The organism is Arthrobacter sp. KUASC02 (assembly GCF_059739395.1).
The window spans coordinates 2,865,470-2,891,843 of sequence record NZ_AP046053.1 but is presented as its reverse complement, the minus strand read 5'-3'; the positions used below and the strand labels follow the sequence as shown (position 1 = coordinate 2,891,843).

General features: G+C 65.3%; 22 protein-coding genes and 1 tRNA gene. 14 read left to right on the top strand and 9 right to left on the bottom strand.

Features of this window, described 5'->3' with window-relative positions:
* Positions 1–32 precede the first annotated feature (32 nt).
* The 10 genes from AC6JAC_RS13415 (at position 33) to pyk (ending at position 14,852) form a co-directional block, all read left to right on the top strand.
* A complete protein-coding gene (locus tag AC6JAC_RS13415; protein WP_051628846.1) occupies positions 33–1,664 on the top strand; it encodes an anthranilate synthase component I in 1,632 nt (543 codons plus the stop codon).
* On the top strand, positions 1,664–2,332 hold the full coding sequence (locus AC6JAC_RS13410) for a Trp biosynthesis-associated membrane protein (protein ID WP_442853342.1): 669 nt from the start codon (positions 1,664–1,666) through the stop codon (positions 2,330–2,332). Before AC6JAC_RS13415 ends, AC6JAC_RS13410 begins: the two co-directional genes overlap by 1 nt.
* A gap of 88 nt (positions 2,333–2,420) precedes the next feature.
* Positions 2,421–2,708: an HGxxPAAW family protein gene (locus tag AC6JAC_RS13405; RefSeq protein ID WP_028270780.1), complete on the top strand. Its 288-nt coding sequence runs from the start codon at positions 2,421–2,423 to the stop codon at positions 2,706–2,708.
* Between the two features lie 2 nt (positions 2,709–2,710).
* A complete protein-coding gene (gene trpC, locus AC6JAC_RS13400) occupies positions 2,711–3,529 on the top strand; it encodes an indole-3-glycerol phosphate synthase TrpC (RefSeq protein ID WP_028270779.1) in 819 nt (272 codons plus the stop codon).
* Positions 3,530–3,613: 84 nt separating this feature from the next.
* Complete coding sequence (trpB, locus tag AC6JAC_RS13395) at positions 3,614–4,945, top strand: tryptophan synthase subunit beta (protein WP_028270778.1); 1,332 nt, start codon at positions 3,614–3,616, stop codon at positions 4,943–4,945.
* Positions 4,942–5,760: a tryptophan synthase subunit alpha gene (gene trpA, locus AC6JAC_RS13390; protein ID WP_028270777.1), complete on the top strand. Its 819-nt coding sequence runs from the start codon at positions 4,942–4,944 to the stop codon at positions 5,758–5,760. Before trpB ends, trpA begins: the two co-directional genes overlap by 4 nt.
* A gap of 3 nt (positions 5,761–5,763) precedes the next feature.
* The gene (gene lgt, locus AC6JAC_RS13385) at positions 5,764–6,945 is read left to right on the top strand and encodes a prolipoprotein diacylglyceryl transferase (RefSeq protein WP_028270776.1); all 1,182 of its coding nucleotides are present in this window, start codon (positions 5,764–5,766) and stop codon (positions 6,943–6,945) included.
* Between the two features lie 262 nt (positions 6,946–7,207).
* On the top strand, positions 7,208–11,824 hold the full coding sequence (gene gltB, locus AC6JAC_RS13380; protein ID WP_028270775.1) for a glutamate synthase large subunit: 4,617 nt from the start codon (positions 7,208–7,210) through the stop codon (positions 11,822–11,824).
* Positions 11,817–13,274, top strand: coding sequence for a glutamate synthase subunit beta (locus AC6JAC_RS13375; protein WP_028270774.1), 1,458 nt, complete (start codon positions 11,817–11,819; stop codon positions 13,272–13,274). Before gltB ends, AC6JAC_RS13375 begins: the two co-directional genes overlap by 8 nt.
* Positions 13,275–13,361: 87 nt before the next feature.
* Complete coding sequence (gene pyk, locus AC6JAC_RS13370; protein ID WP_028270773.1) at positions 13,362–14,852, top strand: pyruvate kinase; 1,491 nt, start codon at positions 13,362–13,364, stop codon at positions 14,850–14,852.
* A 166-nt stretch (positions 14,853–15,018) separates the two neighbouring features.
* On the opposite strand, the gene AC6JAC_RS13365 is transcribed toward pyk, so the two are convergent.
* On the bottom strand, positions 15,019–15,624 hold the full coding sequence (locus tag AC6JAC_RS13365) for an ANTAR domain-containing response regulator (protein WP_028270772.1): 606 nt from the start codon (positions 15,622–15,624) through the stop codon (positions 15,019–15,021).
* A gap of 207 nt (positions 15,625–15,831) precedes the next feature.
* Here AC6JAC_RS13365 and AC6JAC_RS13360 point away from each other — a divergent pair.
* Positions 15,832–15,913, top strand: a tRNA-Leu gene (locus AC6JAC_RS13360).
* 684 nt (positions 15,914–16,597) lie between these two features.
* On the opposite strand, the gene AC6JAC_RS13355 is transcribed toward AC6JAC_RS13360, so the two are convergent.
* A complete protein-coding gene (locus tag AC6JAC_RS13355) occupies positions 16,598–16,747 on the bottom strand; it encodes a hypothetical protein (RefSeq protein WP_497965020.1) in 150 nt (49 codons plus the stop codon).
* Between the two features lie 632 nt (positions 16,748–17,379).
* Here AC6JAC_RS13355 and AC6JAC_RS13350 point away from each other — a divergent pair.
* Positions 17,380–17,529, top strand: coding sequence for a hypothetical protein (locus AC6JAC_RS13350; RefSeq protein WP_156037106.1), 150 nt, complete (start codon positions 17,380–17,382; stop codon positions 17,527–17,529).
* Between the two features lie 619 nt (positions 17,530–18,148).
* Here AC6JAC_RS13350 and AC6JAC_RS13345 read toward each other — a convergent pair.
* Positions 18,149–19,057 carry an NmrA family NAD(P)-binding protein gene (locus AC6JAC_RS13345; RefSeq protein WP_331280050.1) on the bottom strand — a complete coding sequence of 303 codons (909 nt, stop codon included), beginning with the start codon at positions 19,055–19,057 and terminating at the stop codon, positions 18,149–18,151.
* A 410-nt stretch (positions 19,058–19,467) separates the two neighbouring features.
* Here AC6JAC_RS13345 and AC6JAC_RS13340 point away from each other — a divergent pair, with 410 nt between their 5' ends.
* Both AC6JAC_RS13340 and AC6JAC_RS13335 read left to right on the top strand, forming a co-directional pair.
* Positions 19,468–19,734, top strand: coding sequence for a hypothetical protein (locus tag AC6JAC_RS13340; RefSeq protein WP_028270769.1), 267 nt, complete (start codon positions 19,468–19,470; stop codon positions 19,732–19,734).
* Between the two features lie 61 nt (positions 19,735–19,795).
* Positions 19,796–20,038: a hypothetical protein gene (locus AC6JAC_RS13335; protein WP_028270768.1), complete on the top strand. Its 243-nt coding sequence runs from the start codon at positions 19,796–19,798 to the stop codon at positions 20,036–20,038.
* A gap of 738 nt (positions 20,039–20,776) precedes the next feature.
* Here the strand turns inward: AC6JAC_RS13335 and AC6JAC_RS13330 are convergent.
* Genes AC6JAC_RS13330 through ligK form a run of 6 tightly spaced genes read right to left on the bottom strand, consistent with a single transcriptional unit; the run spans position 20,777 to position 26,364 of the window.
* A complete protein-coding gene (locus AC6JAC_RS13330; protein WP_028270767.1) occupies positions 20,777–21,475 on the bottom strand; it encodes a substrate-binding domain-containing protein in 699 nt (232 codons plus the stop codon).
* Positions 21,472–22,416, bottom strand: coding sequence for an aldo/keto reductase (locus tag AC6JAC_RS13325; protein ID WP_051628844.1), 945 nt, complete (start codon positions 22,414–22,416; stop codon positions 21,472–21,474). The genes AC6JAC_RS13330 and AC6JAC_RS13325 overlap by 4 nt, the downstream gene beginning before the upstream one ends.
* A gap of 26 nt (positions 22,417–22,442) precedes the next feature.
* Positions 22,443–23,396, bottom strand: coding sequence for a Gfo/Idh/MocA family oxidoreductase (locus AC6JAC_RS13320; RefSeq protein WP_197024932.1), 954 nt, complete (start codon positions 23,394–23,396; stop codon positions 22,443–22,445).
* A 31-nt stretch (positions 23,397–23,427) separates the two neighbouring features.
* Entirely contained in the window at positions 23,428–24,729 is a 1,302-nt protein-coding gene (locus tag AC6JAC_RS13315) for a protocatechuate 4,5-dioxygenase subunit alpha/beta (RefSeq protein WP_028270764.1), read from the bottom strand.
* A 1-nt stretch (position 24,730) separates the two neighbouring features.
* A complete protein-coding gene (locus tag AC6JAC_RS13310; RefSeq protein ID WP_231511207.1) occupies positions 24,731–25,675 on the bottom strand; it encodes an amidohydrolase family protein in 945 nt (314 codons plus the stop codon).
* Positions 25,672–26,364 (bottom strand): 4-carboxy-4-hydroxy-2-oxoadipate aldolase/oxaloacetate decarboxylase, encoded by a 693-nt coding sequence (ligK, locus tag AC6JAC_RS13305; protein WP_043438357.1) that lies wholly within the window; start codon positions 26,362–26,364, stop codon positions 25,672–25,674. Before ligK ends, AC6JAC_RS13310 begins: the two co-directional genes overlap by 4 nt.
* Positions 26,365–26,374 lie beyond the last annotated feature (10 nt).

The following is a 26,374-nucleotide window of genomic DNA, read 5'->3' as shown; positions in this document are numbered from 1 at the left end:
CACCACTTAAGAACAGGCGGAAAACCATAGCCATGCAGGACCTTGGAATCATCAGCCCGGGCCTCGAGGAATTCCGGGAGCTCGCCAGCCACAGCCGTGTCATCCCGGTCCGGCTGAAGGTACTGGCCGACGCCGAGACGCCCATCGGGCTCTACCGCAAGTTGGCCAACGGCCAGCCCGGCACGTTCCTGATGGAGTCCGCGGCCGTGGGCGGCGCCTGGTCGCGCTATTCCTTCATCGGCGCCAAGTCGCGCGCCACCCTGACCACCAAGGACGGGCAGGCGCACTGGCTGGGCGAGCCGCCGGCCGGCGTGCCCGTGGACGGGAACCCGGTGGATGCCATCAGGGATACCGTCGAGGCCCTGCGCACCGACCGCTTCGACGGCCTGCCGCCGTTCACTTCGGGCCTGGTCGGTTTCCTCGGCTGGGAAACCGTGCGGCACTGGGAGAAACTCACCAGCCCGCCCGAAGACGACCTGGAACTGCCGGAACTGGCCCTGAACCTGGTCACCGACATGGCAGTGCACGACAACATGGACGGCACCGTCCTGCTCATCGCCAACGCCATCAACTTCGACAACAGCTCGGAGCGGGTGGACGAGGCATGGCACGACGCCGTGGCCAGGGTCAAGGCCCTCCTTGCCAAGGTCAGCACGCCCGTGGAACAGCCCATTTCCGTGCTGGAACCCGCCGCACTGGACTTTGCCTCCAGCGTCCAGGAACGCTGGAACGAGCCCGACTACCTCGCCGCCCTGGACCGCGGCAAGGAAGCCATCGTGGACGGCGAAGTGTTCCAGGTGGTCATTTCCCGCCGCTTCGAAATGGAGTGCGGCGCCGACCCGCTGGATGTCTACCGGGTGCTTCGGAACACCAACCCCAGCCCGTACATGTACATCTTCAGCCTCGAAGACGCCGCCGGCCGGCAGTACTCGATCGTCGGCTCCTCCCCGGAAGCCCTCGTGACCGTCACGGGCGAGGAAGTCATCACCCACCCGATTGCCGGCTCGCGTCCCCGGGGGAAGACCGTGGAAGCGGACAAGGCCTTCGCCGAGGAACTCCTGGCCGACCAGAAGGAACGCGCCGAACACCTCATGCTGGTGGACCTGTCTCGCAACGACCTCTCCAAGGTCTGCGTTGCGGGCACAGTGGACGTCACCCAGTTCATGGAGGTGGAGCGCTTCAGCCACATCATGCACCTGGTTTCCACCGTGGTGGGCAAGCTCGCCCCCGCGGCCAAGGCGTACGACGTCCTGAAGGCAACCTTCCCCGCAGGGACGCTGTCCGGGGCCCCCAAGCCTCGCGCACTGCGGCTCCTCGACGAATTGGAACCGCACCGCCGCGGCATCTACGGCGGCGTGGTGGGTTACCTCGACTTCGCCGGCGACATGGACATGGCCATCGCCATCCGTTCCGCGCTGCTCCGTGAAGGCCGGGCCTACGTCCAGGCCGGCGGCGGCATCGTCGCCGACTCGGTCAACCCGACCGAAGCCCTTGAGACGGTCAACAAGGCTGCCGCGCCGCTGCGCGCCGTGCACACGGCCGGGTCCCTGCACAACATCACGGCCGAGTCTGTGCCGGACGCGGCGGACGCTACCCGCATGGATGCCGCCAGCCCGGATGCCGCCGGTCCCGCTGTCGCCGGTCCCGCCGCGGCGGGCAGCTGATGGGTGTCATGGAAGACGGCATCACCGACGACGGTGTCACGGCTGGCAAGACCGGCCGGCCGGCAACCAAGCGCCCCGGCGCTCCGGTGTGGGCACGGAAGTCCACGCTGGTGCTGATCATTGCCGCCATGGCACTGGCGGTCTTCGGCACCACCACCCAGACATGGCTGACCGTGCATCTGGACCCGGCCCAGCTGGGCCAGGCCGTCAACAGCCAGGACGGCCTCCAGGTGCAGGGCAGCAAAGCAGCCACAACCGTCACCGCGCTGGCACTCGTGGCGTTGGCTGGCGGTCTTGCCGCCTCGATCGCGGGCCGGATTGCGCGCTGGATCATTACCGCGATCATCCTCCTGGCCTCCGTTGGCATCGTGACCGCCGCCGTTACGGTGATGGCAGACCCCCTCGCGGCCGCTCAGGGTTCGATCGCGGCTGCCACCGGCATTACCGGGAGCAGCGTCCAGGTGAGCGCTTCGGCCTTCCCTGCACTCGCCGTCGTCGCCGGTGTCCTGCTGGGGCTGGGAGCCTTGCTCATCATCCCGGCCGGACGCCACTGGAAGACGCGGACGAAATATGACGCCGCAGGGGCTGGCGCTGCCGGCACGCCGGAAGGTCCAGCGGACGAGATCGACAGCTGGGACAGGCTGTCGCGGGGCGACGATCCGACGTAGGCGGCCCGCTGCCGTCCAAGCCGCCGATGTCCAAGGCACCGCCAAAAAATGGCAGAATGTAAGCAGTATTCATCCTGAGGAGATTTCCATGAGCAAAGCCACTGTTTCCGCATCCAAAGCCGCTGCTGCCGAAAGCGTCTACACCGGCGTCGACCACAGCGCAGACCTCGGCCACGGCAACAGCCCGGCGGCATGGACGTGCGTGATCGTTATGCTGGTGGGCGCGCTCATCGCGGCCATCGCCTTCGTCATTGCCAGCACCCCGATCTTCATTGGCGGCGCCGCTGTAATGGTCATCGGCCTGCTGCTCGGCTGGATCATGCGCAAGGCCGGCTACGGCGTGGACGGCAGCAAGCTGAAGAACTCCGGCCACTAGCAGTGACTGTTCTCGACGACATCAATGCCGGTGCGCGTGAGGACATGGAGGCCCGCCGGCGCCTGGTGTCCCTTGCCGAACTGAAGGACCGTGCCGCGGCGGCAGCTCCCGCGCGCGATGCGTGGGCTGCCCTCGGCGGGGATTCCTCGCCACGGAACCAGCTGAAGGTCATCGCGGAAATCAAGCGGCGCAGCCCCTCCAAGGGCGATCTGGCGAGCATCGCCGATCCAGCTGACCTCGCGGTCCAGTACGCCGACGGCGGAGCTTCCGTCATCAGCGTGCTCACCGAACAGCGCCGGTTCAGCGGGTCGCTTGCCGACCTCGACGCCGTCCGAAAAGCCGTGGATGTTCCGTTGCTGCGCAAGGACTTCACGGTTGACGAATACCAGATCTGGGAAGCCCGTGCGCACGGCGCGGACCTGGTCCTGCTGATCGTTGCATCGCTGAGCGACGCCGAGCTTCGCGATTTCAGCCAGCTCACCCGCGAACTGGGCATGAACGCGCTGGTGGAGACGCACACGGCGGAAGAGATCGAGCGCGCCGTCGCGGCGGACGCCCGGATCATCGGCGTCAACGTCCGCAACCTCAAGACGCTCGACGTCGACCGCTCCGTGTTTGCCTCCCTCGCCGGCGGCATCCCTCCGGAAGCGGTCATTGTTGCCGAATCCGGAGTCCGCGGCGTGGACGACGTCAGGCATTACGCCGCGAGCGGCGCCAATGCCGTGCTGGTGGGCGAAGCGCTCGTGAGCGACGCCACCCCGCGTGAGCGGATTGCCGAATTTACCGCTGCAGGGGCGGAAGCCATCGCAGCACGGGTCTGATGACCGGGGCGCCGGCGGCAGCCTGCTGAAGCCGTGCGCCACCCGAAATTTCTTTATGAACAGTGGAACAGGATGGTGAGACCGATGGTCGACGCGCCAACAACCGGCTCTGATGAGGGCACCGCGGACGCATTTCTGCAAGGAGACCGGTCCCTGCGCCACGCGCCGGGCCCGTACTTCGGCTCCTACGGCGGGCGCTGGATGCCCGAATCCCTCATCGCGGCCCTGGACGAACTGGAAGACACCTTCGAGAAGGCCAAGGCCGACCCGGATTTCGTCGCCCAGATCAAGGACCTGAACAAGAACTACTCCGGCCGCCCGTCCCTGCTCACCGAGGCCAAGCGCTTCGCCGAGCACGCCGGGGGAGTGCGCGTGTTCCTCAAGCGCGAGGACCTCAACCACACCGGTTCGCACAAGATCAACAACGTGCTGGGCCAGGCCCTGCTCGCCAAGCGCATGGGCAAGACCCGCGTGATCGCCGAGACCGGAGCCGGCCAGCACGGCGTGGCCAGTGCGACGGCCGCTGCCCTGCTGGGCCTCGAGTGCGTGGTCTACATGGGCGCCGAGGACTGCCGGCGCCAGGCGTTGAACGTTGCGCGCATGGAGCTGCTGGGCGCCACGGTCATTCCGGTGACCAGTGGATCGCAGACCCTCAAGGACGCCATCAACGAGGCACTCCGTGACTGGGTGGCCAACGTTGACCACACCCACTACCTGCTCGGCACGGCCGCGGGTGCCCACCCGTTCCCGGCGATGGTGCGGTACTTCCACGAGGTCATCGGCGAGGAAGCCCGCGCCCAGATCCTGGAACAGGCCGGACGCCTTCCGGATGCGGTCTGCGCCTGCATCGGCGGCGGCTCCAACGCGATCGGCATTTTCCACGGCTTCCTGGACGATCCTTCCGTCCGGATCTACGGCTTTGAGGCCGGCGGCGACGGCGTGGACACCGGACGCCACGCAGCCACCATCACCCTGGGCAAGCCGGGCGTGCTCCACGGCGCACGCTCCTACCTGATGCAGGACGACGACGGACAGACCATCGAGTCGCACTCCATCTCGGCCGGCCTGGACTACCCGGGCGTCGGTCCGGAGCACGCCTACCTGGCGGACATCGGACGCGTCAGCTACGAGCCCATCACGGACGCCGAAGCCATGGACGCCTTCCGGGTCCTGTGCCGGACCGAGGGCATCATCCCGGCGATCGAATCTGCACATGCCCTGGCCGGCGCCATCAAGGTGGGCCAGCGCCTCGCAGCCGAAGCTGCTGCCGAAGGCCAGGCCGCGGACAGCAAGATCGTTATCGTGAACCTCTCCGGCCGCGGCGACAAGGACGTGGCCACGGCCGCTGAATGGTTCGACCTGCTGGACAAGGATTCCGTAGAGGCCGAGATCGGCAAAGAAGGGGAACAGCTGTGACCGGCGTTCAGGACATCACCAGCACCAGCAAGTCAGCAGCCGCCATTGACAAGGCACGCGCTGAAGGGCGCGCCGCCCTCATCGGCTACCTTCCCGCCGGCTACCCCAGCGTGGAGGAGACCATCGCGGCCGGCATCGCGCTGGCCGAGAACGGTGCCGACCTGATCGAGATCGGGATCCCGTACTCCGACCCCGTCATGGACGGCCAGGTCATCCAGGCCGCCACCACCGAGGCCCTTGCCAAGGGCTTCCACGTCCGCGAGGTCTTTGACGTGGTCCGCGGGATCACCAGCAAGACCGACGCCGCCGTCCTGGTGATGACCTACTGGAACCCGGTGGTCCGGATGGGCGTGGACGAATTCTCCCGCAGGCTCGCCGAAGCAGGGGGAGCAGGCCTGATCACCCCCGACCTGATTCCGGACGAAGCCTCCGAGTGGATGGCCGCCTCGGACAAGTACGGCCTGGACCGTGTGTTCCTCGTGGCGCCGTCGTCCTCGCCGGAGCGCATGAAGCGCACGGTGGATGCCAGCCGCGGCTTCGTGTACGCCGTGTCCATCATGGGCGTCACCGGGGCCCGGTCCTCCGTCAGCGATGCTGCGGAAGGCGTCGTGGCAGCAGCGCACGCTGCAGGGGCCGAGCGGGTGTGTGTAGGCCTTGGCGTCTCCAACGCCGGCCAGGTCCGCGAGATCGCGGCCTACGCTGACGGCGTGATCGTGGGTACGGCGCTCGTCGCCGCCATCCGCGACGGCGGCGTGGATGCAGTTGCCGCCCTGACCAAAGACCTCAGCACCGGCCTGACCAGGGAAGAAGCCTAAACAATGCAGACTGTCCTCCACGCGGCGGCCATGCTCCCCGCCAGTATTCCGAGCCCGGACTGGTCCGGGTTCGATATCCCGCTGCCGTGGGGGTCGCTGCGCATTCACGCGTACGCGCTGTGCATCCTGGCCGGAATCGTGGTTGGCCTGTGGCTGACGTCGGTCCGCTGGGCCAAGCGCGGCACTCCGGAGGGCAGCCTGTGGGACATCGCCATCTGGGCCATCCCGTTCGGCATCATCGGCGGCCGCCTCTACCATGTGTTCTCGTCCCCGGACGCCTACTTCGGGCCGGGCTTCGACGGAACCGGTGACCTGTCCCTGATCCCGCAGATCCAGCGCGGCGGCCTGGGGATCTGGGGAGCTGTCCTGCTCGGCGCGGTGGGCGCGTGGATAGGCTGCCGCCGTGCGGGCGTCAAGCTCACTGCCTTCCTGGACGCCGCCGCCCCCGGGCTGCTGCTGGCCCAGGCCGTGGGGCGCTGGGGAAACTACTTCAACCAGGAACTGTTCGGCGCGCCCACCACGCTTCCCTGGGGCCTCCAGATCGACGCCGACAACGCCAACTTCCCGGCAGGGATGCCGGCGGACACGCTCTTCCACCCGACGTTCCTCTATGAGTCCCTCTGGAACATCGCGGGCGTGGTGATCCTGCTGGCGCTGGACCGGAAGTTCAACTTCCGCCGCGGGCGGCTGTTCTGGCTCTATGCCATGTACTACACGCTGGGCCGGGTCTGGATCGAGGCCATGCGGATCGACGACGCAGAACAGATCAGCCTGTTCGGCATCACCACCCGCCTCAACGTGTGGACCAGCATCGTGGTGTTCCTCGTGGCGCTGATCGTGTTCGTGGTGCTGGGGCTCCGCAAGCGCGATGAGCCGGACACCGCGTACCTGCCCGGGCACGTCCCGGCCGACAAGGACAGCGACGCCGGCGTCCGTGAGGACGGTGAGTTGGCGACTGTTCCGGCGGACGGCAAAACCATCCGGCATGCGGACAAGAGTGTCTCAGATAGTGAGTCCCGTGGTAATCTCCCTGATAACCAAAGCGGTCCGGGGCACACTTCCGCCCCAACTGAAGCGGTGAAGGAACCAGCTGTCGGCACCACGCCCGCAAAGGGCGGGCAGGCAGCTGAAAACTCCGTTCACCAGGACTCCGGATCCGCGCCGGACACTGACCGCACCAAGTAGTCAGGGCCGGCAAACCGGGCAGCAGGGCTACCGCCCGCACCGCCCGTTCCCACAGCGTCGTGGCACCAGGGCCCCTTCCCGTCAGCACAGAGCTGCTGCCGGGTCAAGCCCAGGTCAGGGCCTGCGTAACTGTTAGTTCAGCAGGCCGGGCTGACCTACAATTTCCAGTAAGTAACACTTTGTTGTGCCCATCACACAGGCACCGCGAGTGGGGCCAACGTTGTCCCTTCCATACGCACGATCAGGAGGAAGGACGTCTCCCATGACCCAAACTCTTCACAGCCCCAGTTGGTCCGAGCCGAACCAGCCGGCCGCCGCCATGTCGCCGTTCAAACGGTTCGCGGCGCTGCCGGAGGCCAGTGGTCTCTATAACCCGGAGCAGGAGAAGGACGCCTGCGGCCTGGCCATCATCGCCACGCTCCGCGGTGAGCCGGGCTACGACATCGTCGATGCCGCCCTGACTGCGTTGCGCAACCTCGAGCACCGCGGTGCCGTGGGCGCCGACGAAGGAACGGGCGACGGCGCCGGGCTGCTCATGCAGATCCCGGACGAGTTCTTCCGCGCCGTTACCGAGTTCGAGCTTCCGGCGCCCGGGCAGTACGTGGCAGGTACGGCATTCCTGCCGGCCGAGCAGCGTGAAGCCGACGCCGCCAAGGCAGGCATCGAAGGCCTCGCAGCCGACGAAGGCCTCACCGTCCTGGGCTGGCGTGAAGTCCCGATCGTGGCCGACCTTGTCGGTGCCATGGCCCGGGCCTGCATGCCCTACTTCTCCCAGCCGTTCTTTGCCTCAAGCACCGGGGAAGTGCTGGAGCGCAACGAACTCGACTCCCGTGCCTGGCGCATCCGCAAGCGTGCCCAGAACAAGTTCGGCGTGTACTTCCCGTCGCTGTCCTCACGGACCATCGTCTACAAGGGCATGCTGACCACGGCCCAGCTGGAGCCGTTCTACCCGGACCTTTCGGACAAGCGCTTCAAGACCAAGCTCGCGATCGTCCACTCGCGCTTCTCCACCAACACGTTCCCGTCCTGGCCGCTGGCCCAGCCGTTCCGCACCATCGCCCACAACGGTGAAATCAACACCGTCAAGGGCAACCGGAACTGGATGCGTGCGCGCCAGTCCCAGCTGGCCAACCCGCTGCTGGGCGATTCCCCTGAAGAGCTGTACCCCATCTGCACGCCGGGCGCCTCCGACTCCGCGTCGTTCGATGAAGTGGCCGAGCTGCTCTGGCTCTCCGGACGCCCCATCACGCACTCGATCATGATGATGATCCCCGAGGCCTGGGAAAACCACGCCACGATGGATCCGGCCCGCAAGGCGTTTTACGAGTACCACTCCCTGCTGATGGAACCGTGGGACGGCCCCGCTGCCGTCTCCTTCACCGACGGCAGCCTGGTGGGCGCAACGCTTGACCGCAACGGCCTCCGCCCCGGCCGCTACTGGATCACCGAAGACGGCCTGGTGGTGTTCGCCTCCGAGGTGGGCGTCATCGACGTCGAACCTTCCAAGGTGGTCAAAAAGGGCCGCGTCTCGCCCGGCAAGATGTTCCTGGTGGACACCGAAGCCGGCCGGATCATCGACGATGAAGAGGTCAAGGCCGAAGTCGCCGCCGCCAACCCGTGGGCGGAGTGGGTCAAGGACAACCTGATCGACCTCGACGAGCTGCCGGAACGCGAGCACGTGGTGCACACGGCCGCGTCCGTGAACATCCGCCAGCGGACCTTCGGCTACACCACCGAGGAACTGAAGATCCTGCTGGGTCCGATGGCCCGCACCGGTGCCGAGCCCCTGGGTGCCATGGGTTCCGACACCCCGGTGGCCGTGCTGTCCAAGCGCCCGCGGCTCCTCTTCGACTACTTCGTGCAGTCCTTCGCGCAGGTGACCAACCCGCCGCTGGACGCCATCCGCGAAGAGCTGGTCACGTCGCTGATGTGCGCCATCGGCCCGAACGGCAACCTGCTGGACACCAAGCAGGTCCGGCAGCCGCAGGTTTCGCTTCCCTTCCCGGTGATCAACAACGACCAGCTCGCCAAGATCGCCAACATCGAAAGCCCGGACGGCGACAGGATCGCCATGAAGGTCCGCGGCCTGTACCGCCCCGAAGGCGGCGAAAACGCCCTGCGTGCCCGCCTGACCGAAATCTGCGAGCAGGTTTCCGGCGCCATCAACCGCGGCGTGCAGTATGTGGTGCTCTCGGACCGTGACTCGAACGCCCAGTGGGCGCCCATCCCGTCGCTGCTGCTGGTCAGCGCCGTGCACCACCACCTGCTGCGCAGCGCCAACCGGACCAAGACCGCCCTGGTGGTTGAAGCCGGCGACGTCCGCGAGACGCACCACGTGGCCGTCCTGATCGGCTACGGCGCCTCCGCCGTGAACCCGTACCTGGCCATGGAATCCGTGGAACAGCTCATCAGCACCGGTGATGTTGTTGGCGTGACTCCGCAGGACGGCGTCTACAACCTGATCAAGGGCCTCGGCAAGGGCGTCCTGAAGATCATGTCCAAGATGGGCATCTCCACGGTTGCCTCCTACACCGGGGCGCAGACGTTCGAAGCCCTTGGCCTCGGCCAGGAACTGGTGGACGAATTCTTTGCTGGCACCCACTCCCAGCTCGGCGGCGTCGGACTCGACGTCATCGCGGCTGAAGTGTCCGCCCGGCACCAGATGGCCTACCCGGAAGGCGGCATCGAGCAGCCGCACCGTCCGTTGCTCGGCGGCGGCGAGTACCAGTGGCGCCGCGACGGCGAACCGCACCTGTTCAACCCGGAGACGGTCTTCCGGCTGCAGCACGCCACGCGTGAACGCCGCTACGACATCTTCAAGTCCTACACCCGGGGTGTGGACGACCAGTCCGAGAACCTCATGACCCTCCGCGGCCTTTTGAAGTTCAAGACCGATGCCCGTCCGGCGGTGCCGCTTGAGGAAGTGGAGCCTGTCTCCAGCATCGTCAAGCGCTTCTCCACGGGCGCCATGAGCTACGGGTCCATCTCCAAGGAAGCCCACGAGACCCTGGCGATCGCCATGAACCGGCTGGGCGGCAAGTCCAACACCGGTGAAGGCGGCGAGGATGTGGACCGCCTGCTGGACCCCGAGCGCCGCTCGGCTGTGAAGCAGATCGCCTCGGGCCGCTTCGGCGTCACGAGCCTGTACCTGAGCAACGCCGACGACATCCAGATCAAGATGGCGCAGGGTGCCAAGCCCGGCGAAGGCGGCCAGCTGATGGCGCAGAAGGTGTACCCCTGGGTTGCCCGGACGCGCCACTCGACCCCCGGCGTCGGACTCATTTCCCCGCCCCCGCACCACGACATCTACTCGATCGAAGACCTTGCCCAGCTGATCTATGACGCGAAGCGCGCCAATCCTTCGGCCCGGGTGCACGTCAAGCTCGTTTCCGAGGTGGGCATCGGCACAGTTGCCGCCGGTGTCACCAAGGCCAAGGCCGACGTCGTACTGGTTTCCGGTCACGACGGCGGTACCGGCGCCTCGCCGCTGAACTCGCTCAAGCACGCCGGTGTTCCGTGGGAGCTGGGTCTCGCAGAGACCCAGCAGACCCTGATGCTCAACGGCCTGCGCGACCGCGTGGTGGTACAGGTAGACGGCCAGCTCAAGACCGGCCGCGACGTCGTGATCGCCGCGCTGCTCGGCGGCGAGGAATTCGGCTTCGCCACGGCACCGCTGGTGGTGGAAGGCTGCATCATGATGCGCGTCTGCCACCTGGACACCTGCCCGGTGGGCGTTGCGACGCAGAACCCCGAACTGCGGGCCCGCTTCAGCGGCAAGCCGGAGTTCGTGGTCAACTTCTTCGAGTTCCTGGCCGAGGAAGTCCGCGAAATCCTCGCGGAGCTCGGTTTCCGCAGCATCGAAGAGGCCATCGGCCACGCCGAAATGCTGGATACCCGTGAGGCGATCAACCATTGGAAGGCCGAAGGGCTGGACCTGGACCCGATCCTGCACGGACTCGAGTTCGACGACGACGCCCCGCTGCGCAACCTCACCGGCCAGAACCACGAGCTGGACAAGCACTTCGACCAGCGGCTCATCACCATGGCCGCCGAGGCGCTGACCGACCGCAGCCCGGTGAAGATCGCCGTGGACGTCATCAACACGGACCGCTCCGTGGGCACCATGCTGGGCCACGTCGTCACCAAGACGTTCAGCACGGATGTCCTGGCGACGGACACGATCGACATCACGCTGACCGGCACCGCCGGCCAGTCGCTGGGCGCCTTCCTGCCCGCCGGCATCACCCTGCGCATGTTCGGAGATTCGAACGACTACGTGGGCAAGGGCCTCTCCGGCGGCCGCATCATCGTCCGTCCGGACCGCACCAACGTGTTCCAGGCCGAGAGCAACGTCATTGCCGGCAACGTGATCGGCTACGGTGCCACCAGCGGCGAGATGTTCCTGCGCGGCCAGGTGGGCGAACGCTTCCTGGTCCGCAACTCCGGCGCCACCGCGGTGGTCGAAGGCATCGGCGACCACGGCTGCGAGTACATGACCGGCGGCCAGACGCTCATCCTCGGACGCACCGGCCGCAACTTCGGTGCGGGCATGTCCGGCGGAACGGCCTACGTGCTGGACCTGCGGACCACCCGCGTGAACAAGCAGGCGCTGGAATCCGGCGAACTGCAGCTGCGCGAACTGGACGCCGAGGACCGCGACATCGTCCACGGCCTGCTGGTCAAGCACGTCGAGGAAACCGAATCCCTGCACGCGCAGCGGCTGCTGGAGAACTTCGATGACACCGCAGCCCGCATTACTAAAGTCCTGCCGCGCGACTACGCGGCCGTATTGCAGACACGTCTCGACGCGATCGAAGAGGGCCTGGACCCCGATGGCGAAGAAGTATGGTCTCGAATCCTGGAGGTGACCGGTGGCTGACCCACGCGGATTTCTTAAAGTACGTCAGCGTGAAACCCAGCCGCGCCGTCCCGTTCCCGTCCGGATCATGGACTGGAAAGAAGTGTACGAGGCCCAGGAAAAGGGTGTCCTGAAGAGCCAGGCCGGCCGCTGCATGGACTGCGGCGTGCCGTTCTGCCACCAGGGCTGCCCGCTGGGCAACCTGATTCCCGAGTGGAACGACCTCGTGTGGCGGGACAAGGGCGAGGAAGCGATTGAGCGGCTGCACGCCACCAATAACTTCCCCGAATTCACCGGCCGGCTGTGCCCGGCTCCCTGCGAGGCGTCCTGCGTGCTGGGGATCAACCAGCCCGCCGTGACCATCAAGCAGGTCGAGGTCTCCATCATCGATGAAGCCTTCGACAACGGCTGGGTCAACCCGCTGCCGCCGACCCGCCTGACGGGCAAGACGGTCGCCGTCGTCGGTTCCGGCCCCGCCGGACTCGCCGTGGCGCAGCAGCTGACCCGCGTGGGCCACACTGTTGCCGTCTACGAGCGCGACGACAAGATCGGCGGCCTGCTGCGGTACGGCATCCCCGACTTCAAGATGGAGAAGGAACAGGTTGACCGCCGCCTCGAGCAGATGAAGGCCGAAGGCACCCGCTTCCGGACCGGAGTCGCCGTCGGTACCGACGTGACCTGGGAGCAGCTCCGCCGCCGGTACGATGCCGTGGTGGTTGCCACGGGCGCCACCGTGCCGCGCAACCTGCCCATCCCGGGCCGCGAGCTTGAAGGCGTGCACTACGCCATGGATTACCTTGTCCCGGCCAACCGCGTGGTGGCAGGGGAGCAGGTTGAAAACCAGATCCACGCCAAGGGCAAGCACGTGGTGATCCTGGGCGGCGGCGACACCGGTGCTGACTGCCTCGGTACCGCCCACCGCCACGGTGCCGCCTCCGTGACAACGCTGGCGATCGGCAAGCAGCCGTCCGTGGAGCGCATGCCGAACCAGCCCTGGCCCACGTTCCCCACCCTCTTTGAGGTTGCGAGTGCGCACGAAGAGGGCGGCGAGCGTACGTACCTGGCTTCCACGGTGGAGTTCGTCGGCGAAAACGGCAAGCTCACCGGCGTGAAGGTTGCCGAGACCGAGTTCGTGGACGGCAAGCGCCTCCCGAAGGCCGGCACCGAGCGGATCATTCCTGCGGACCTGGTGTTCCTGTCCCTGGGCTTCACCGGTGCGGAGCCTGCCGGCATCACCGAGCAGGTCCACGCCGAATTCGACGGGCGCGGCAACGTGGCCCGTGACGGTTACTACATGACCAACACCGAGGGTGTGTTCGTTGCCGGCGACGCCGGCCGCGGCCAGTCGCTTATTGTGTGGGCCATCGCCGAGGGCCGCGCCTGCGCGGCAGCGGTGGACAAGTTCCTGATGGGAACCACGATCCTGCCTGCCCCGGTTGCCCCGACCGACCGGGCGATCGCCGTTCTCTAGTCACAACTCTGCAGTCACAATCGGGGGACCACGGAAGTTCACCTGCGGTATAACTCCAATCCAGAAACACACCAATAGGGTAGGTATATGAGACGCGCAAAAATCGTGGCAACGTTCGGACCGGCTATTTCCAGCTTCGAGAACACCCTCGCAGTTGTTGAAGCCGGCGTGGATGTTGCCCGCATGAACATGAGCCACGGCGACTACTCGGTGCATGACGTGACGTACGAGAACGTCCGCAGGGCATCGAAGCAGCTCGGCAAGCCCGTAGCCGTCATGGCTGACCTCCAGGGCCCCAAGATCCGTCTTGGCCGCTTTGTTGACGGTCCGCACGAACTGGCTGTTGGCGACATCTTCACCATCACCACCGAAGACGTTCCCGGCACCAAGGACATCTGCTCCACCACGCTCAAGAGCCTGACCGACGACGTCAACGTCGGCGACGCCCTGCTGATCGACGACGGCAAGGTGGCCCTTCGGGCCATCGAGGTCGACGACGTCAAGGTGGTCGCCCAGGTGACCGTCGGCGGCTTCGTTTCCAACAACAAGGGCATCAACCTGCCCGGTGTTGCCGTCAACGTTCCCGCGCTGAGCGAAAAGGACGAGGACGATCTGCGCTGGGCCATGCGCCGCGGTGTGGACATGGTTGCCCTGTCCTTCGTCCGCGACGCCTCGGACATCAAGCGCGTCCACGAAATCATGGACGAAGAGGGACGCCGCGTTCCGGTCATCGCCAAGATCGAGAAGCCGCAGGCTGTCGACCAGCTGCACGAGATCATCGACGCGTTCGACGCCATCATGGTGGCCCGTGGCGACCTCGGCGTGGAGCTCCCGCTCGAAGAGGTGCCGATCGTCCAGAAGCGCGCCATCGAACTGGCCCGCCGCTGGGCGAAGCCCGTCATCGTGGCCACCCAGGTGCTCGAGTCCATGATCGACAACCCGCGCCCCACCCGTGCAGAGGCTTCGGACTGCGCCAACGCAGTGCTCGACGGCGCCGATGCAGTGATGCTCTCCGGCGAGACGAGCGTGGGCAAGTACCCGATCGAAACCGTCAAGGTCATGGCCCGGATCATCGAATCCACCGAGGTCCACGGCCTCGAGCGCGTCCCCCCGCTGGGCACCAAGCCCAAGACCCGCGGCGGCGCCATCACCCGTGCCGCCGTCGAAATCGCCGACCAGCTGGACGCAAAGTACATCTGTGCTTTCACCCAGTCCGGCGACTCCGCACGCCGCCTGTCCCGCCTGCGTCCGGTCAAGCCGGTCTTCGCGTTCACTCCGGTGGAGCACGTGTGGAACCAGCTTGCACTGACCTGGGGCATCCAGCCGGTCCTGGTTCCCATGGTGGACCACACCGACGAAATGACGGCCCAGGTGGACCGCAGCCTGCTGGAACTGAACCTTGTGGAGGACGGTGACCTGGTGGTTATCGCTGCCGGTTCACCTCCCGGAAAAGCCGGTTCGACCAACTCGCTGAAGGTGCACAAGGTGGGCGACCTCGCCGACTCCACCTTCGCTGGCGAAGCTACCAGCAACAAGGAAAAGCTCGGACCCTGGCCGGAAAAGAAGAAGAAGGCCTAGTACGTCACCTGCGTGCGGCGAAAGCCGCACGCAGAACAAAAGGGAGGATCTCCGCCGGTTGGCGGGGATCCTCCCTTTTTTGTCTTGATTTGTCTTAGACCCGCGGCCTACCGGTGGCAGGAGCCCGGCAGGCCGCCGTCGGGCGTTACCTACCGGGCTGCGGAGGTTAGTTGACCTGGTTGATGATGGTTTCGGCGACCTCGCGCATGCTGAGGCGGCGGTCCATGGAAGTCTTCTGGATCCAGCGGAAGGCCTCGGGTTCGGTGAGGCCCATTTTGGTGGTCAGGAGGCTCTTGGCGCGTTCTACGAGCTTGCGGGTGGCGAACTGCTCCTGGAGGTCGGAGACCTCGTTTTCGAGCGCCTTGATCTCCTCATGGCGGGACAGTGCAATCTCCAGTGCGGGGATCAGGTCCGCGGGCGTGAAGGGCTTGACCACGTAGGCCATGGCGCCGGCGTCGCGGGCACGCTCCACCAGTTCCTTCTGGCTGAAGGCCGTGAGGAGCACTACGGGGGCGATGCGGGCCTTCACGATTTTCTCGGCGGCCGAGATGCCGTCCATGACCGGCATCTTGACGTCCATCAGGACGAGGTCAGGCTTGAGTTCCTCGGCAAGCTGGACGGCCTTCTCGCCGTTGTCCGCTTCGCCGATGACGTCATAGCCCTCGCCACGGAGGATTTCGATGATGTCCAGGCGGATAAGGGTCTCGTCCTCGGCGACAATAACGCGGCGCGCCGGCTGGCTGTTGGGGTTTGACTCCGTCTGTTCTGACACGGGAACTCCTTGAAAGGTACGGCGGGAACTAGTCCATCTTAGTTGTGCCCGCTGTTGTACTTGGAACTGCTTGGGTTCGTTGCGGCTTCACTGGCGCGATTCTGGAATTCAGCCTATCTGCATGTAGAGTAATTTCGCGCACTGGAAGCGATCGCGTTGCTCACAACACAGCCGTGAGCCTAAGATTGTTACTCCCGTGTAATCCGCGCCCGAGTGGCGGAATTGGCAGACGCGCCGCACTCAAAATGCGGTATCGAAAGGTGTGTGGGTTCGAGTCCCACCTCGGGCACGCATAATCCCTCGTCAGAGGGATTTTTGCGTTAATGTGTGGACATTGACCCGGCATGGGTCCCTCTGAAGCTGGCCGCGGTCGGTGCCTGGCGCCGCGGTTGCCTGTTCGTTTGTGTGGGTGGCGGGGTCAGGGCTTCTGGCTAGTGGGCCCTCCGCTTGCTGGAATCTGGGGGGGTGTGCCGTCCTATCTTGCTGTTCCGGTGGCCAGTTGTTGGCCCTCACTCATTCATGGTCAGGAGTTGTGGTGACGACATGACGATGCTGAATTTTAATCGAGGATCTTCATCGGACGGCCGCTTGCTGCGAGCCACGCAAAGGGCGCTCATTGCGTGTTTGTCCGGTCAAAGGAGGCGTGCACATTGTGCACACCTTTGTGCACGGGCGGCCTGTCATCCTGACTGTGGTACTTTCGTCCTGGCTCTGCCTTCACGTGTTCATGCAGTTCTCTGTTCCGGTCGACATGCCTTTACGGCCCGGATCATAGGTACCTGTGGGACGTTCCTGTCATCGGGCACCTTTCATGGCATATCTGTTGCCGGCGCACGATCCTTCGACAGAGTTAAGGTGTGTGGGATCCGGACTCTCCTTCCGGCGGCGGTCCCGATTTCTTGATCCGTCCTGGCCGGTCCGTGGTGGACGCGCGCCTGTCGTTTTGCTCCTATGCATGGGGTCAGCGCCGTTCCTAGCCGGAAGGGCGTCCGGCGCAGACCTTTGCCGAATACGACCGGCTGCGGCGCCCCTCAGGTCCGGGCCGGCCACCGACGGTCATTCCGCTGAACGGGGCGACGAGCACGTCGGTGGCGCTGGCGGCGCTGACGGCGCGGTCGGCCATTGCCGGCACCTGGATGTGTCTGTCAGATGTGTGCGTCGTTCTGATAAACGGAGTCACCGCTGGGTTGAGGGTCCGGAGTGCAACTTGGGGCATTGGGAGCGATTCAAGGTTTCGTGAGGAAATAAGCGACGGGGGAGCGCCGAGCGAAACTTTGGATCGTGAGCGGCGCGTAGCACCCTGGTTGCGCGGAGGATCCGCCCAGCGATGATGTGGATCAGAACGACAACTGTGACATCAAGCTGAACGTCTCCGACGAACCCTTGACCTGGCATCTTTGGGAGACGCCCATATCCTGCCTGTGTCGTAAGTGCCGTCAGGGACGACTAAGTTGTCAGGTTGCGGTCTAAGACTGTGTCTAGTCCTCGTCAGCAAAGAAGAATTTGACCCTATTCGGACGACCCCTGGTCACCCGCCTGACGTCAGGTTGGGGTGTACTCCAACTAGGTTTGATCTTCCGGCGTGCAACGCCTCCGAGTGAGGCTGATCGTTGGGTGAGGAGGGCAGCCAACCCTGATTCTTCAGTCTTCTGGAGACTGAATGACGGTCGGTGGCGTGGCATCGCTCCCAATTACTACTTCTAATAGCCCAGGTGTTGCAACGGCCCTGGACGCCAAGCCGTCACAATGGCTCTGTTGTCGACCGTTACCGACACCCGCTGCGCGATCGTCCGCATTTGTGATGTCGCGGTCCTGTGCGTGGATACCCGGAGCGTGGACGTCATCGTCTTACGCGACGACATTGTGGGCGCCGTCGACCCGAAGATTTTCTTCACCGTGCCTTAGTAGAGCATCTATTCAGCCAGCAGGCGTTAGTGAGACAGCAGGGTCCAAAGACTGGATCTTTAAGCGTCCCGTTGCTCTTCGGGACTTGAGTGGTCCGTGACGCGGTTGATCCTTTCGGAGGGCCGTCAATAAACTGCCTGTTCCTCAGGGCGCACGTAAGGGCCGCTATAGAAATTACGACGAGGATATGGTCCAGGATCAGGGACGAGTCATGCTGCAGATCCTGACGGGCAGGTTAAATATTCGGCACGAATGGCATGTCGAACACGCCGAAGACGGCAGTGTCTACAAGCGCTGTCGACGCTGCAGCAAGGACGATGATGAACGCACCAGAGGAGGGGGCAACTTCAGCCATTGGGCAGGCGGGTGAAACGAGGGCAGCATCTGGTTCTGATCGGCGCCCAGTCTGCCTGCTCGGTGTACCAGGGGCAGGCTCCCGGCCGCCCGCGGTACCTTCGCCAGACTCGATGGCCTTGTAGCAGTGGACCAGGACTCCTCCGAGCTTGACTTCACGCTTCAGCGGCTTGCTAAGCCCAATGAGCTCCAGATAGTGGACGCCGTCAAGCATGCCTCGTTAGAACTGTGCCGATCGTTGACTCCCTGCCCTAAGGGCATTGGATCAGTGATCGTCCGTTGTCTCCGTCAGGTGAGCTTCGAGGACATCGCGGACCCTGGTCCACTCGTGCGGGCCGTAGCGGTCATTGTTGACGTGATGGAGCTCGGCCTCGCCGTTGAACATGCTGACGAAGTACTGCATACCCTGCCATGCGGGGAAAGCCTGGTCTTTGTCCTTCGACAGGTGTCGGCCGATCCTGCTCATGGCAGCTAAAATGCCGGTGGTACCGGCCCATTGCAGGGAGAAAGGTGTCCTCGTGAGGTCGGTCATCGTCCGGGCGATACTACGCGCCGTGACGCGGTCGCCGGCTATCTCGACGACGCGGGGTGCGTCCTCATCGAGGGCGACAAGCGCGACGACGCGAGCGACGTCGTCCTTGGTCGTGAAGTCGAGAATCTGGTCCGGTGAGGACCAGAACAGCACCCGGTGACGCTTGAACGAGATCATGGGCGCCTGCCCGGTGAGCATGTCGGCGAACGCCCCGTTCAGTACGGAAGTCACGCGAATTGGGGCGGCGTCCAGTTCGGCCGCGAGCTCGCGACGGAGCTCGAAGTTGCGGTTGCTGCCCGGGGTGATCCGGCGGTAATCCGCAGAGTAGTCGGACGGGATGAACCGTGCCACCCCTGCTTCGACGGCGGCCGCAAGGAGGGCGCGCTGCGCGTCGACGATGACTGGACGCGCACCGCTGATGGTCGAAATGACGGTTTCGACGCCGGACAGTGCTGAGGCGAGGCCGGCCCGATCCGTGTAGGCGACCTCGTGGACTTCCACGCGATCCTCCCTACCGTAAATGCCTTGGGCCGTCCCGCTTCCGGGGCGTGTCAGGACCCGGACGAGGGTGTCGCGGCGGAGGAGTTCGCCAACGACGCGGCGGCCGAGGTCTCCAGTGGCTCCGGCGACGAGGACGGTGATAGTAGTGATGATGTGCTCTTCTCGCTAGGGTTTGTCGGTGCGGCGCCGGCGGGAGAATTGGTGGGAGCGCCACCGGTTGCCCGAATGCAGGCGCGGTCTCGCACAGCGATGCCCGCAGCCGCCCCGAGTGGGCCAGGCCGACGCCATTCGAGCCTAGCCCTCATGCAGAAACAGTACTTGGCACCGGGAAGATGGCCGACCTTTAACTTCAAAAAGGCTCAACGGCTAGATGCCGAAATGGGAGCGGTGGCTTTCGCTGAGCGGTGGTTGACGGAATCTACGCTGAGCGCGTTGACTCATAGAAAACCTCCGCTTAGCGGGATATGTTGCCTCATTTGAAGACCTCCGCGTAGCGGTCTGGTTGTCGGTGGTGGCGTTCTTGGGCTATGCCCGTTTTCATGGAGCTAACGATGGCCCAGCGGCAGGCCGTGACGAAGAAGAAGGCGCTGGCATATCAGGGCGTGTCCCGGAAGGCGAAGTCCCGGATCCTTCATGAGCTGGTCGGGTTGACCGGGTGGCACCGCGATTATGCCCGGGCGGCCCTGCGGGATGCCCTGGTCCTGAAGATCGCCAGGCACCGGCCTGGCAGGACGCCGGTATACGGGCCTGAGCTGCTGCCGGCGCTGAGCAGGTGCTGGGGGTGCTCCGGGCCCCGGCAGGGAAGCTTCTGGCCTTGATGCTGCCCGTGCTGGGCCGCTGTTGCGCGCCGAGCGGGAGCTGGCAGGGGAACGGGCGAGGATGGTCCAGCGGGGACGGTCCCATACCAAGCCGGGCACGCTGCTGAAATCGCAGATCCCGATCCGCACCTGGGCAGAATGGGACGACGCGGTCGCGGGCTTCGTGGAGATCGACCTGGTCGGTCATGAGGGCGGCAACAACGCCGGCGAGTTCTGCTTCACCCTGACAGTGACCGACATTGCAACTTTGAATCGTGAGCGGGGCGGAGCGCCCTGGTTGCGTGGAGGACCCGCCCAGCGATGATCGGGATCAGAATGACAAACAGCGAAGTTGCTTCTGGTCGTTCATGGAAGTGGGGGAATGGAGCGGCATGACGCCTCCGTTCAGTTGGCGAAACCCAGAAGGCAAGGATGCAAATTTCCATCCCCAGCCTGAGCTGCAACTTTGAGGCCGACGTTGCGTTGTTCCGCGAGGCCGTCGAAATGACCCTGACCCAGGGGCGTGATTAGTGCGGGCTTCGTCTTCCGGAGCCACTGGGCACGGGTATCAGAAGCATCGCGGGGGAGTGACGTGCTCGTTGGTGGCCTTCTTCGCTGCTCACTGCCGCCGGAACTGATCCGAGCCGTAGACGTGCGGCGGTCTCCCGTGTCCTGGTGAGCGCAAACAGCGCCGCCGCAGAGAAGTACATGAGATGGAACGCCGGCGCGAACAAGTTGCCGGTGTCCTTCACCAGATCTGGCTGATAGGGGGAGTGGTTCAACCGAACGGGAAATGGCCACCTTGTGCGTCACTCTGACGCCGTCACAGCGCGCAGCCGTCGGAAGAGCTCAGACATCACCGCGCCCGTGAGCGCACGCGCTGGGCAGGAAGACCAGGAACAATGCAAGGTCCGGGGACCAGACGTCGCACACGTGCATCAAGGCGGACACCGGAATCAGCAAGGACGCGCGTAGCCCGTTCGTTCTCCACGATCGTCTGCGCGCCTCGCATCGGTGGAAACGTCTGCAGAACCCGCATCAGCCAATCCGTAACGGCAGGGCCTCAGGGCGCGCCAAAGCTGTGCGAGGACTTGATGGACGCCGCGAGGTCGGATCGGAAGAAGGCCAACACTTCCGCAGCGCCTGCCGCGTCGCTGGAGGATGTCGCGACAGCACCCGCGAAGACCGTGCTGATCGCGCAGTCGGCGGGGAGGACGCCGAGGATGCGCACGCCGGGCTGCCCCACCAACTCGCTGAGCTGCTGCAGGCCGAGATCGACCTCGCCCTCGGCGAGCAGGCGCGCCACGGGCACGCCTGGACGGGCCTGCACCAGCCGGTCGCGGACCTCATCGGTCATGCCCCAGTGGTCGATCATTCGCAACAGTTCGGTGCCGCTCGGACCGGTGGAGTATCCGATGCGGGATGCCGTGCGCAGGGCGCTGCGAAGCTCATCGGCATTCGCAAAGGCCGTGCCTTCGGAACATGTGGCTGCATCGGCGCTACGTGTGGGCACGCCTACGGCGACCTCCGACAGTACGATCGGGGCGATGGTTGCCGGATCGACGTGCCCCTCGGCAGCGAGGCGTTGGAGAGCGTCCTCGGCGAGGAACACAAGGTCGAACGGCTCGCCGGCGGTCACCCGCCGGGCGGCGTTCACTCCGCCTTCGGATTCGAGCTGCAGAAGCGGCAGCCCCGCCCCGGCTGCAGCTTCAGCGAGGTCGGCGAGAACTTGGCGGGTGGCCATCGACGAGATCGCCCTCATGCGGCATCCTCGAAAGTCTCGGCGTCTACTTCGGCAGCAGAGGCTGGCGCATATCGCGCGCCAGAGATGGTATCCGTGCCAATCAGCTCGCCGGCCCGCGTCAGCAGCGCGCCGTCGACAGTGATGTCGGCCGCCGCCATGTTCTCACGCAGGTGCGCGACGCTCGTTGTTCCCGGGATCGGCAGAACGTGATCTCCGCGGGAGCGCAGCCAGGCCAGCGCGAGCTGTGCTGGGGTGCAACCGGCCTCCGCAGCCAGCTGACGCCAGGAGGCCAGCAGCGCCGCATTCGCACCCCAGTGGTCGAGCTGGAAGCGCGGCATGCCGCGGCGGATGTCGTTCTGGGACAGCTCACCTGGGTCCTTGATTGCATCGGCGAGGAAACCCCTTGCGACCGGCGAAAACGCAACAAGAGTCACGCCGTCCTCGCGGGTGGCGTCCAGCATGCCAAGCTCGGCATTGCGACTCCACAACGAGTACTCGTTCTGCACGGCCGCGATAGGGGTGACTGCCTGCGCCTCGCGCAGTCGCGCGACCGACACCTCGGACAGGCCGATTGCGCCGATCTTGCCCGCGGCGACCATCTCGGCCAACGCCCCGACGCTATCGCCGATCGGCACTTTCTTGTCCCACCGGTGAAGGTAGTACAGATCGATGTAATCGACGCCAAGGCGGGTCAGCGAAGCATCGACCTGTGCGCGCAGCGTATCGGGACGTCCATCGATGACTTTCACGCCATCGACGGACGCCATCCCGCACTTACTCGCCAGGAAGACCTCATCGCGGCGCCCCGCGATCGCAGCACCTACAAGCTCTTCGTTGCGGCCGCCGCCATACAGTGTTGCCGTGTCGAGCATCCCGATGCCTTCATCGAGAGCGGCGCGCAGCATCGCCAGCCCCTCGTCACGGGAAGGGGGGACGCCGTACGCGTGGCTCAGCGACATACAGCCCAGACCGGTGGGTGGTAGCCTCACGCCAGCTGCTTCTCAAGCGAGCCGAGAACTCGGTAGCAGTCGATCACCTGGCGAAGCGACGAATTCGGCTCGCGTCCCTCGCGGATAGCAGAGATGAATTCACGATCCTGCAGCTCAATACCGTTCATGCTTACGGCGACATGCGACACGTCTATCGGCTCCTCACGGCCGTTGTAGAGATCGTCGTAACGCGCGATGTAAGTCTCGGTGTCGCCGATGTAGCGGAAGAACGTGCCGAACGGGCCGTTGTTGTTGAACGACAGCGACAGCGTACAGATCGCGCCCGACTCGCTCTTGAGCTGGATCGACATGTCCATCGCGATGCCGAGTTCGGGGTGGATCGGGCCCTGGACCGCGTTCGCCTGCACGATCTTGCCTGCCTGGTAGGCGAACAAGTCGACGGTGTGCGCGGCATGATGCCACAGCAGGTGGTCCGTCCAGGACCGGGCCTCGCCCTTCGCGTTCGTGTTGCTGCGGCGGAAGAAGTACGTCTGCACGTCCATTTGCTGCACGTTGAACTCGCCCGACGCGATCCGGTTATGTACCAACTGGTGCGAGGGGTTGAAGCGGCGGGTGTGGCCGACCATTGCGACGCGATTGGATGATTCAGCCGCCTCAAGCGCTGCCTCGGCATCCGCGAGCGAGTCGGCCAGCGGAATCTCGACCTGCACGTGCTTGCCGGCGGCGAGTACCGCCTGGGTCTGAGACGCGTGGAGCCCCGTGGGCGTCGCAAGGATCACTGCGTCGACGTCGTCGCGCTCGAGCACGGCGTCCAGGCCGACAACGGCGTTCTCGACGCCGTATTTCTCGGCAACTGCCCGGGTCGGTTCGGGCCGCGTGCCGCTGACGACGGTCACCTCGGCATCGGGGATGTTCATCAGGCCGTCGAGATGTTTCATGCCGAAGGCGCCTGCGGCGCCGACGACGGCCACACGGATCTTGTCAGTCATGGGGGCTCCTTAGTTGCGGATGCGGATGCGGTCAGTCGGTCGGGTTCGTGAGAACAAGGTGGCCGACGGCGGTGTTCGACGCCGGCACGTGGTAAAAGCGGTGGTTCACCTCGGGGCTCTCGCCTTGGAACTGATCATCCATCGCACCGCGCGCGATGAGCCAGTCGACCAGCTCGATGCCCTCGGAGCCGGCCTCGTCGACGTACTCCATGTGCTGCCATTCTGTCAGGCCTACGGGGTCGGCGATGAGGTGGTCAAGGAATGCGTTGTCCCACTCCTCGTTAATGAGGCCGGCGCGCGGGCCCTGCAGCTGGTGGCTCATGCCGCCGGTTCCCCAAATTTGCACATTGAGCGGCTCGCCGTCCCACTTGTCCAGCGCACGGCGGAGCGCACGCCCGAGTTCGTAGCAGCGACGTCCGGACGGCACCGGGTACTGCACCACGTTTACGGCGAGGGGGATGACCCTGACGGGCCATTCCTCGACATCGCCATACACGAGCGACAGCGGCACCGTAAGCCCGTGGTCCACGACCATCTCGTTGACGAGCGTGAGGTCGAAGTCATCCTGGATCACGGACTGGGCGATGTGTGCGGCCAACTCGGGATAGCCTTTGACGTCGGGCACAGGGCGGGGGCCATAGCCCTCGTCCGCGACCGGGTACTCCGCGCCGGTGCCCAGCACGAAGGTGGGGATGATCGACGAGTCGAACGCGGTGGCGTGGTCGTTGTAGACAAGGATCACGACGTCGGGGGTGTTCTCCTTGGCCCACTTGCGGGTCCACTCGTAGCCGCTGAACACCTTCTTCCAGTAGGGCTCCTCGGTCTTGCCGTGATCCATCGCCGCGCCGATCGCAGGCACGTGCGAGGTGAACAACGCAGACGTGTACTTCGCCGGCGCATCGGGGCGCATGACCTCGGACTTCTCGGCCGGCGCGGGAGGGGTCCATCCGTCGAGATCCTTCAGCCGCACACCCTCGGGGCGACGGCCACCGCCGATCATCATGTCGCGGTAGGCGGCCTCGCTCATGCCGGTCATCGAGCCAGCCATCTGCTGGAAGCTCAGGCCGTGCGTGGCGCCGATCTTGCTGAGGAAGTAGATGTTGCCGCCCTCGGCCATCATGGCGTTCAGGTCCATGTCGAGCACCGCCTGCCGCTGGGCGGGGCTCAGCGGCCACTCGTCGAGATAGGCCTCGCGGTCGGCGAGGTAGCGCTCGCGGTTCTCGGGCTTCATCAGCGACATCGAGAACTGGTTGAGGTGGTAACCCTTGCGGGCCATCTCAGCATCGAAAATGATGGTGCCGGGTACGTCTTTGTACGGTTTGTCGAGCGTCATGTCATACTCCTTCGGGCCAGTAGAGGCGGGCGGGATTGTCTACGAGCAGCTTGTGCTGCAGTTCGGGGGTCGGTGCGATGTGCGGGATGAAGTCGACCAGGAGCCCGTCGTCGGGCATGTGATCCTTCAGGTTCGGGTGCGGCCAATCGGTGCCCCAGAGCACGCGATCGGGGAACTCCTCGACGACGCGACGCGCGAACGGCACGACATCGGTGTACGCATTTTGCTCGCCGTCGAGCGCGCGCGGGCCGCTGCTCGAGAGTCGCTCGGGGCAGGAAACCTTGGTCCAGACGTTCGGGTTTTCCCGCATGAAGCGCAGGAACAGCTCGAACTCGGGACCGTTCGGGTCTTTGGTCACGTCGGGGCGACCCATGTGGTCGACGACGAGGTCGGTGGGGATCGCCGAGAAGAAGTTGTACAGCTCGGGCAGATCCTCGGCCTCGAAGTAGATGACCACGTGCCAGCCGAGCGGGGCGATCTTCGCGACAATCGCGTCGAGCGACTCGGTCGGCACCCGGTCGACCAGACGCTTTACGAAGTTGAAGCGCACGCCCCGGACGCCGGCGGCGTGCAACTCGGCGAGCTCCTCATCGGTCACGTCGCGGCGAACCGTGGCGACACCGCGGGCGCGACCCTCGCTGCGCTGCAGCGCGTCGACGAGGGCGCGGTTGTCGGCACCGTGGCAGGTGGCCTGCACGATCACGTTGCGCTCGAAGCCGAGGTGGTCGCGCAGCGCAAACAGCTGCTCAGCCGAGGCGTCGCACGGAGTGTACTTGCGCTCCGGCGCGTACGGGAACTGCTCACCCGGTCCGAAGACGTGGCAGTGCGCGTCCACCGCGCCTGCGGGCACGCGGAACGTCGGAGTCGAGGGCCCGTCGTACCAGTCGAGCCATCCGGGCGACTTTTCGAAGCCGCCGCTTGTGTCCCCGTGCGCCATAATGCTCATGCCTCCACGTACTCGAGGCCGGCCTTGGCCAGCGGCTCGCGCATGTTGTAGATATCGAGGCCCAGCACGCCGTCGCGGAACTGCTGACGCTTGGCCTCCTCGTTATCCTCGCGCTTCTGGCTGGCGTCTGCCACCGCTCCGACAAGCTCGCGCGGGACAACCACGACGCCGTCGACATCGGCCACGACCACGTCGCCAGGGTTCACCACGGCGTTCGCGACCACTACGGGGATATTCACCGATCCGAGGGTCGCCTTGACGGTGCCCTTCGAGTTGATCGCGCGAGAGAATACCGGGAAGTCCAGCCTCTCGAGGTCGGCGACGTCGCGCACGCCGCCGTCGATGACGAGGCCCTTGCAGCCGCGCGCGATGAGCGAAGTCGCGAGCAGCTCACCGAAGAAGCCGTCTTCACTCTCGGTGGTGCAGCCGGCGACGATCACGTCGCCTTCCTGCACCTGCTCGGCGGCGACGTGGAACATCCAGTTGTCACCAGGCTGCAGCAGCACCGTCACGGCCGGGCCGCATAGCTTAGCGCCGGTGTAGGCCGGCCTGATATAGGGGCGCAGGAGCCCGACTCGCCCCATCGCCTCGTGGATAGTGGCGACGCCGAACTGCGAAAGCCGTTTGACGTCCGCGGGATCCGGACGTTCGATGTTGGTGCGGACGATGCCGAGGTTGTTCAGTCGCATTTGATGGTCC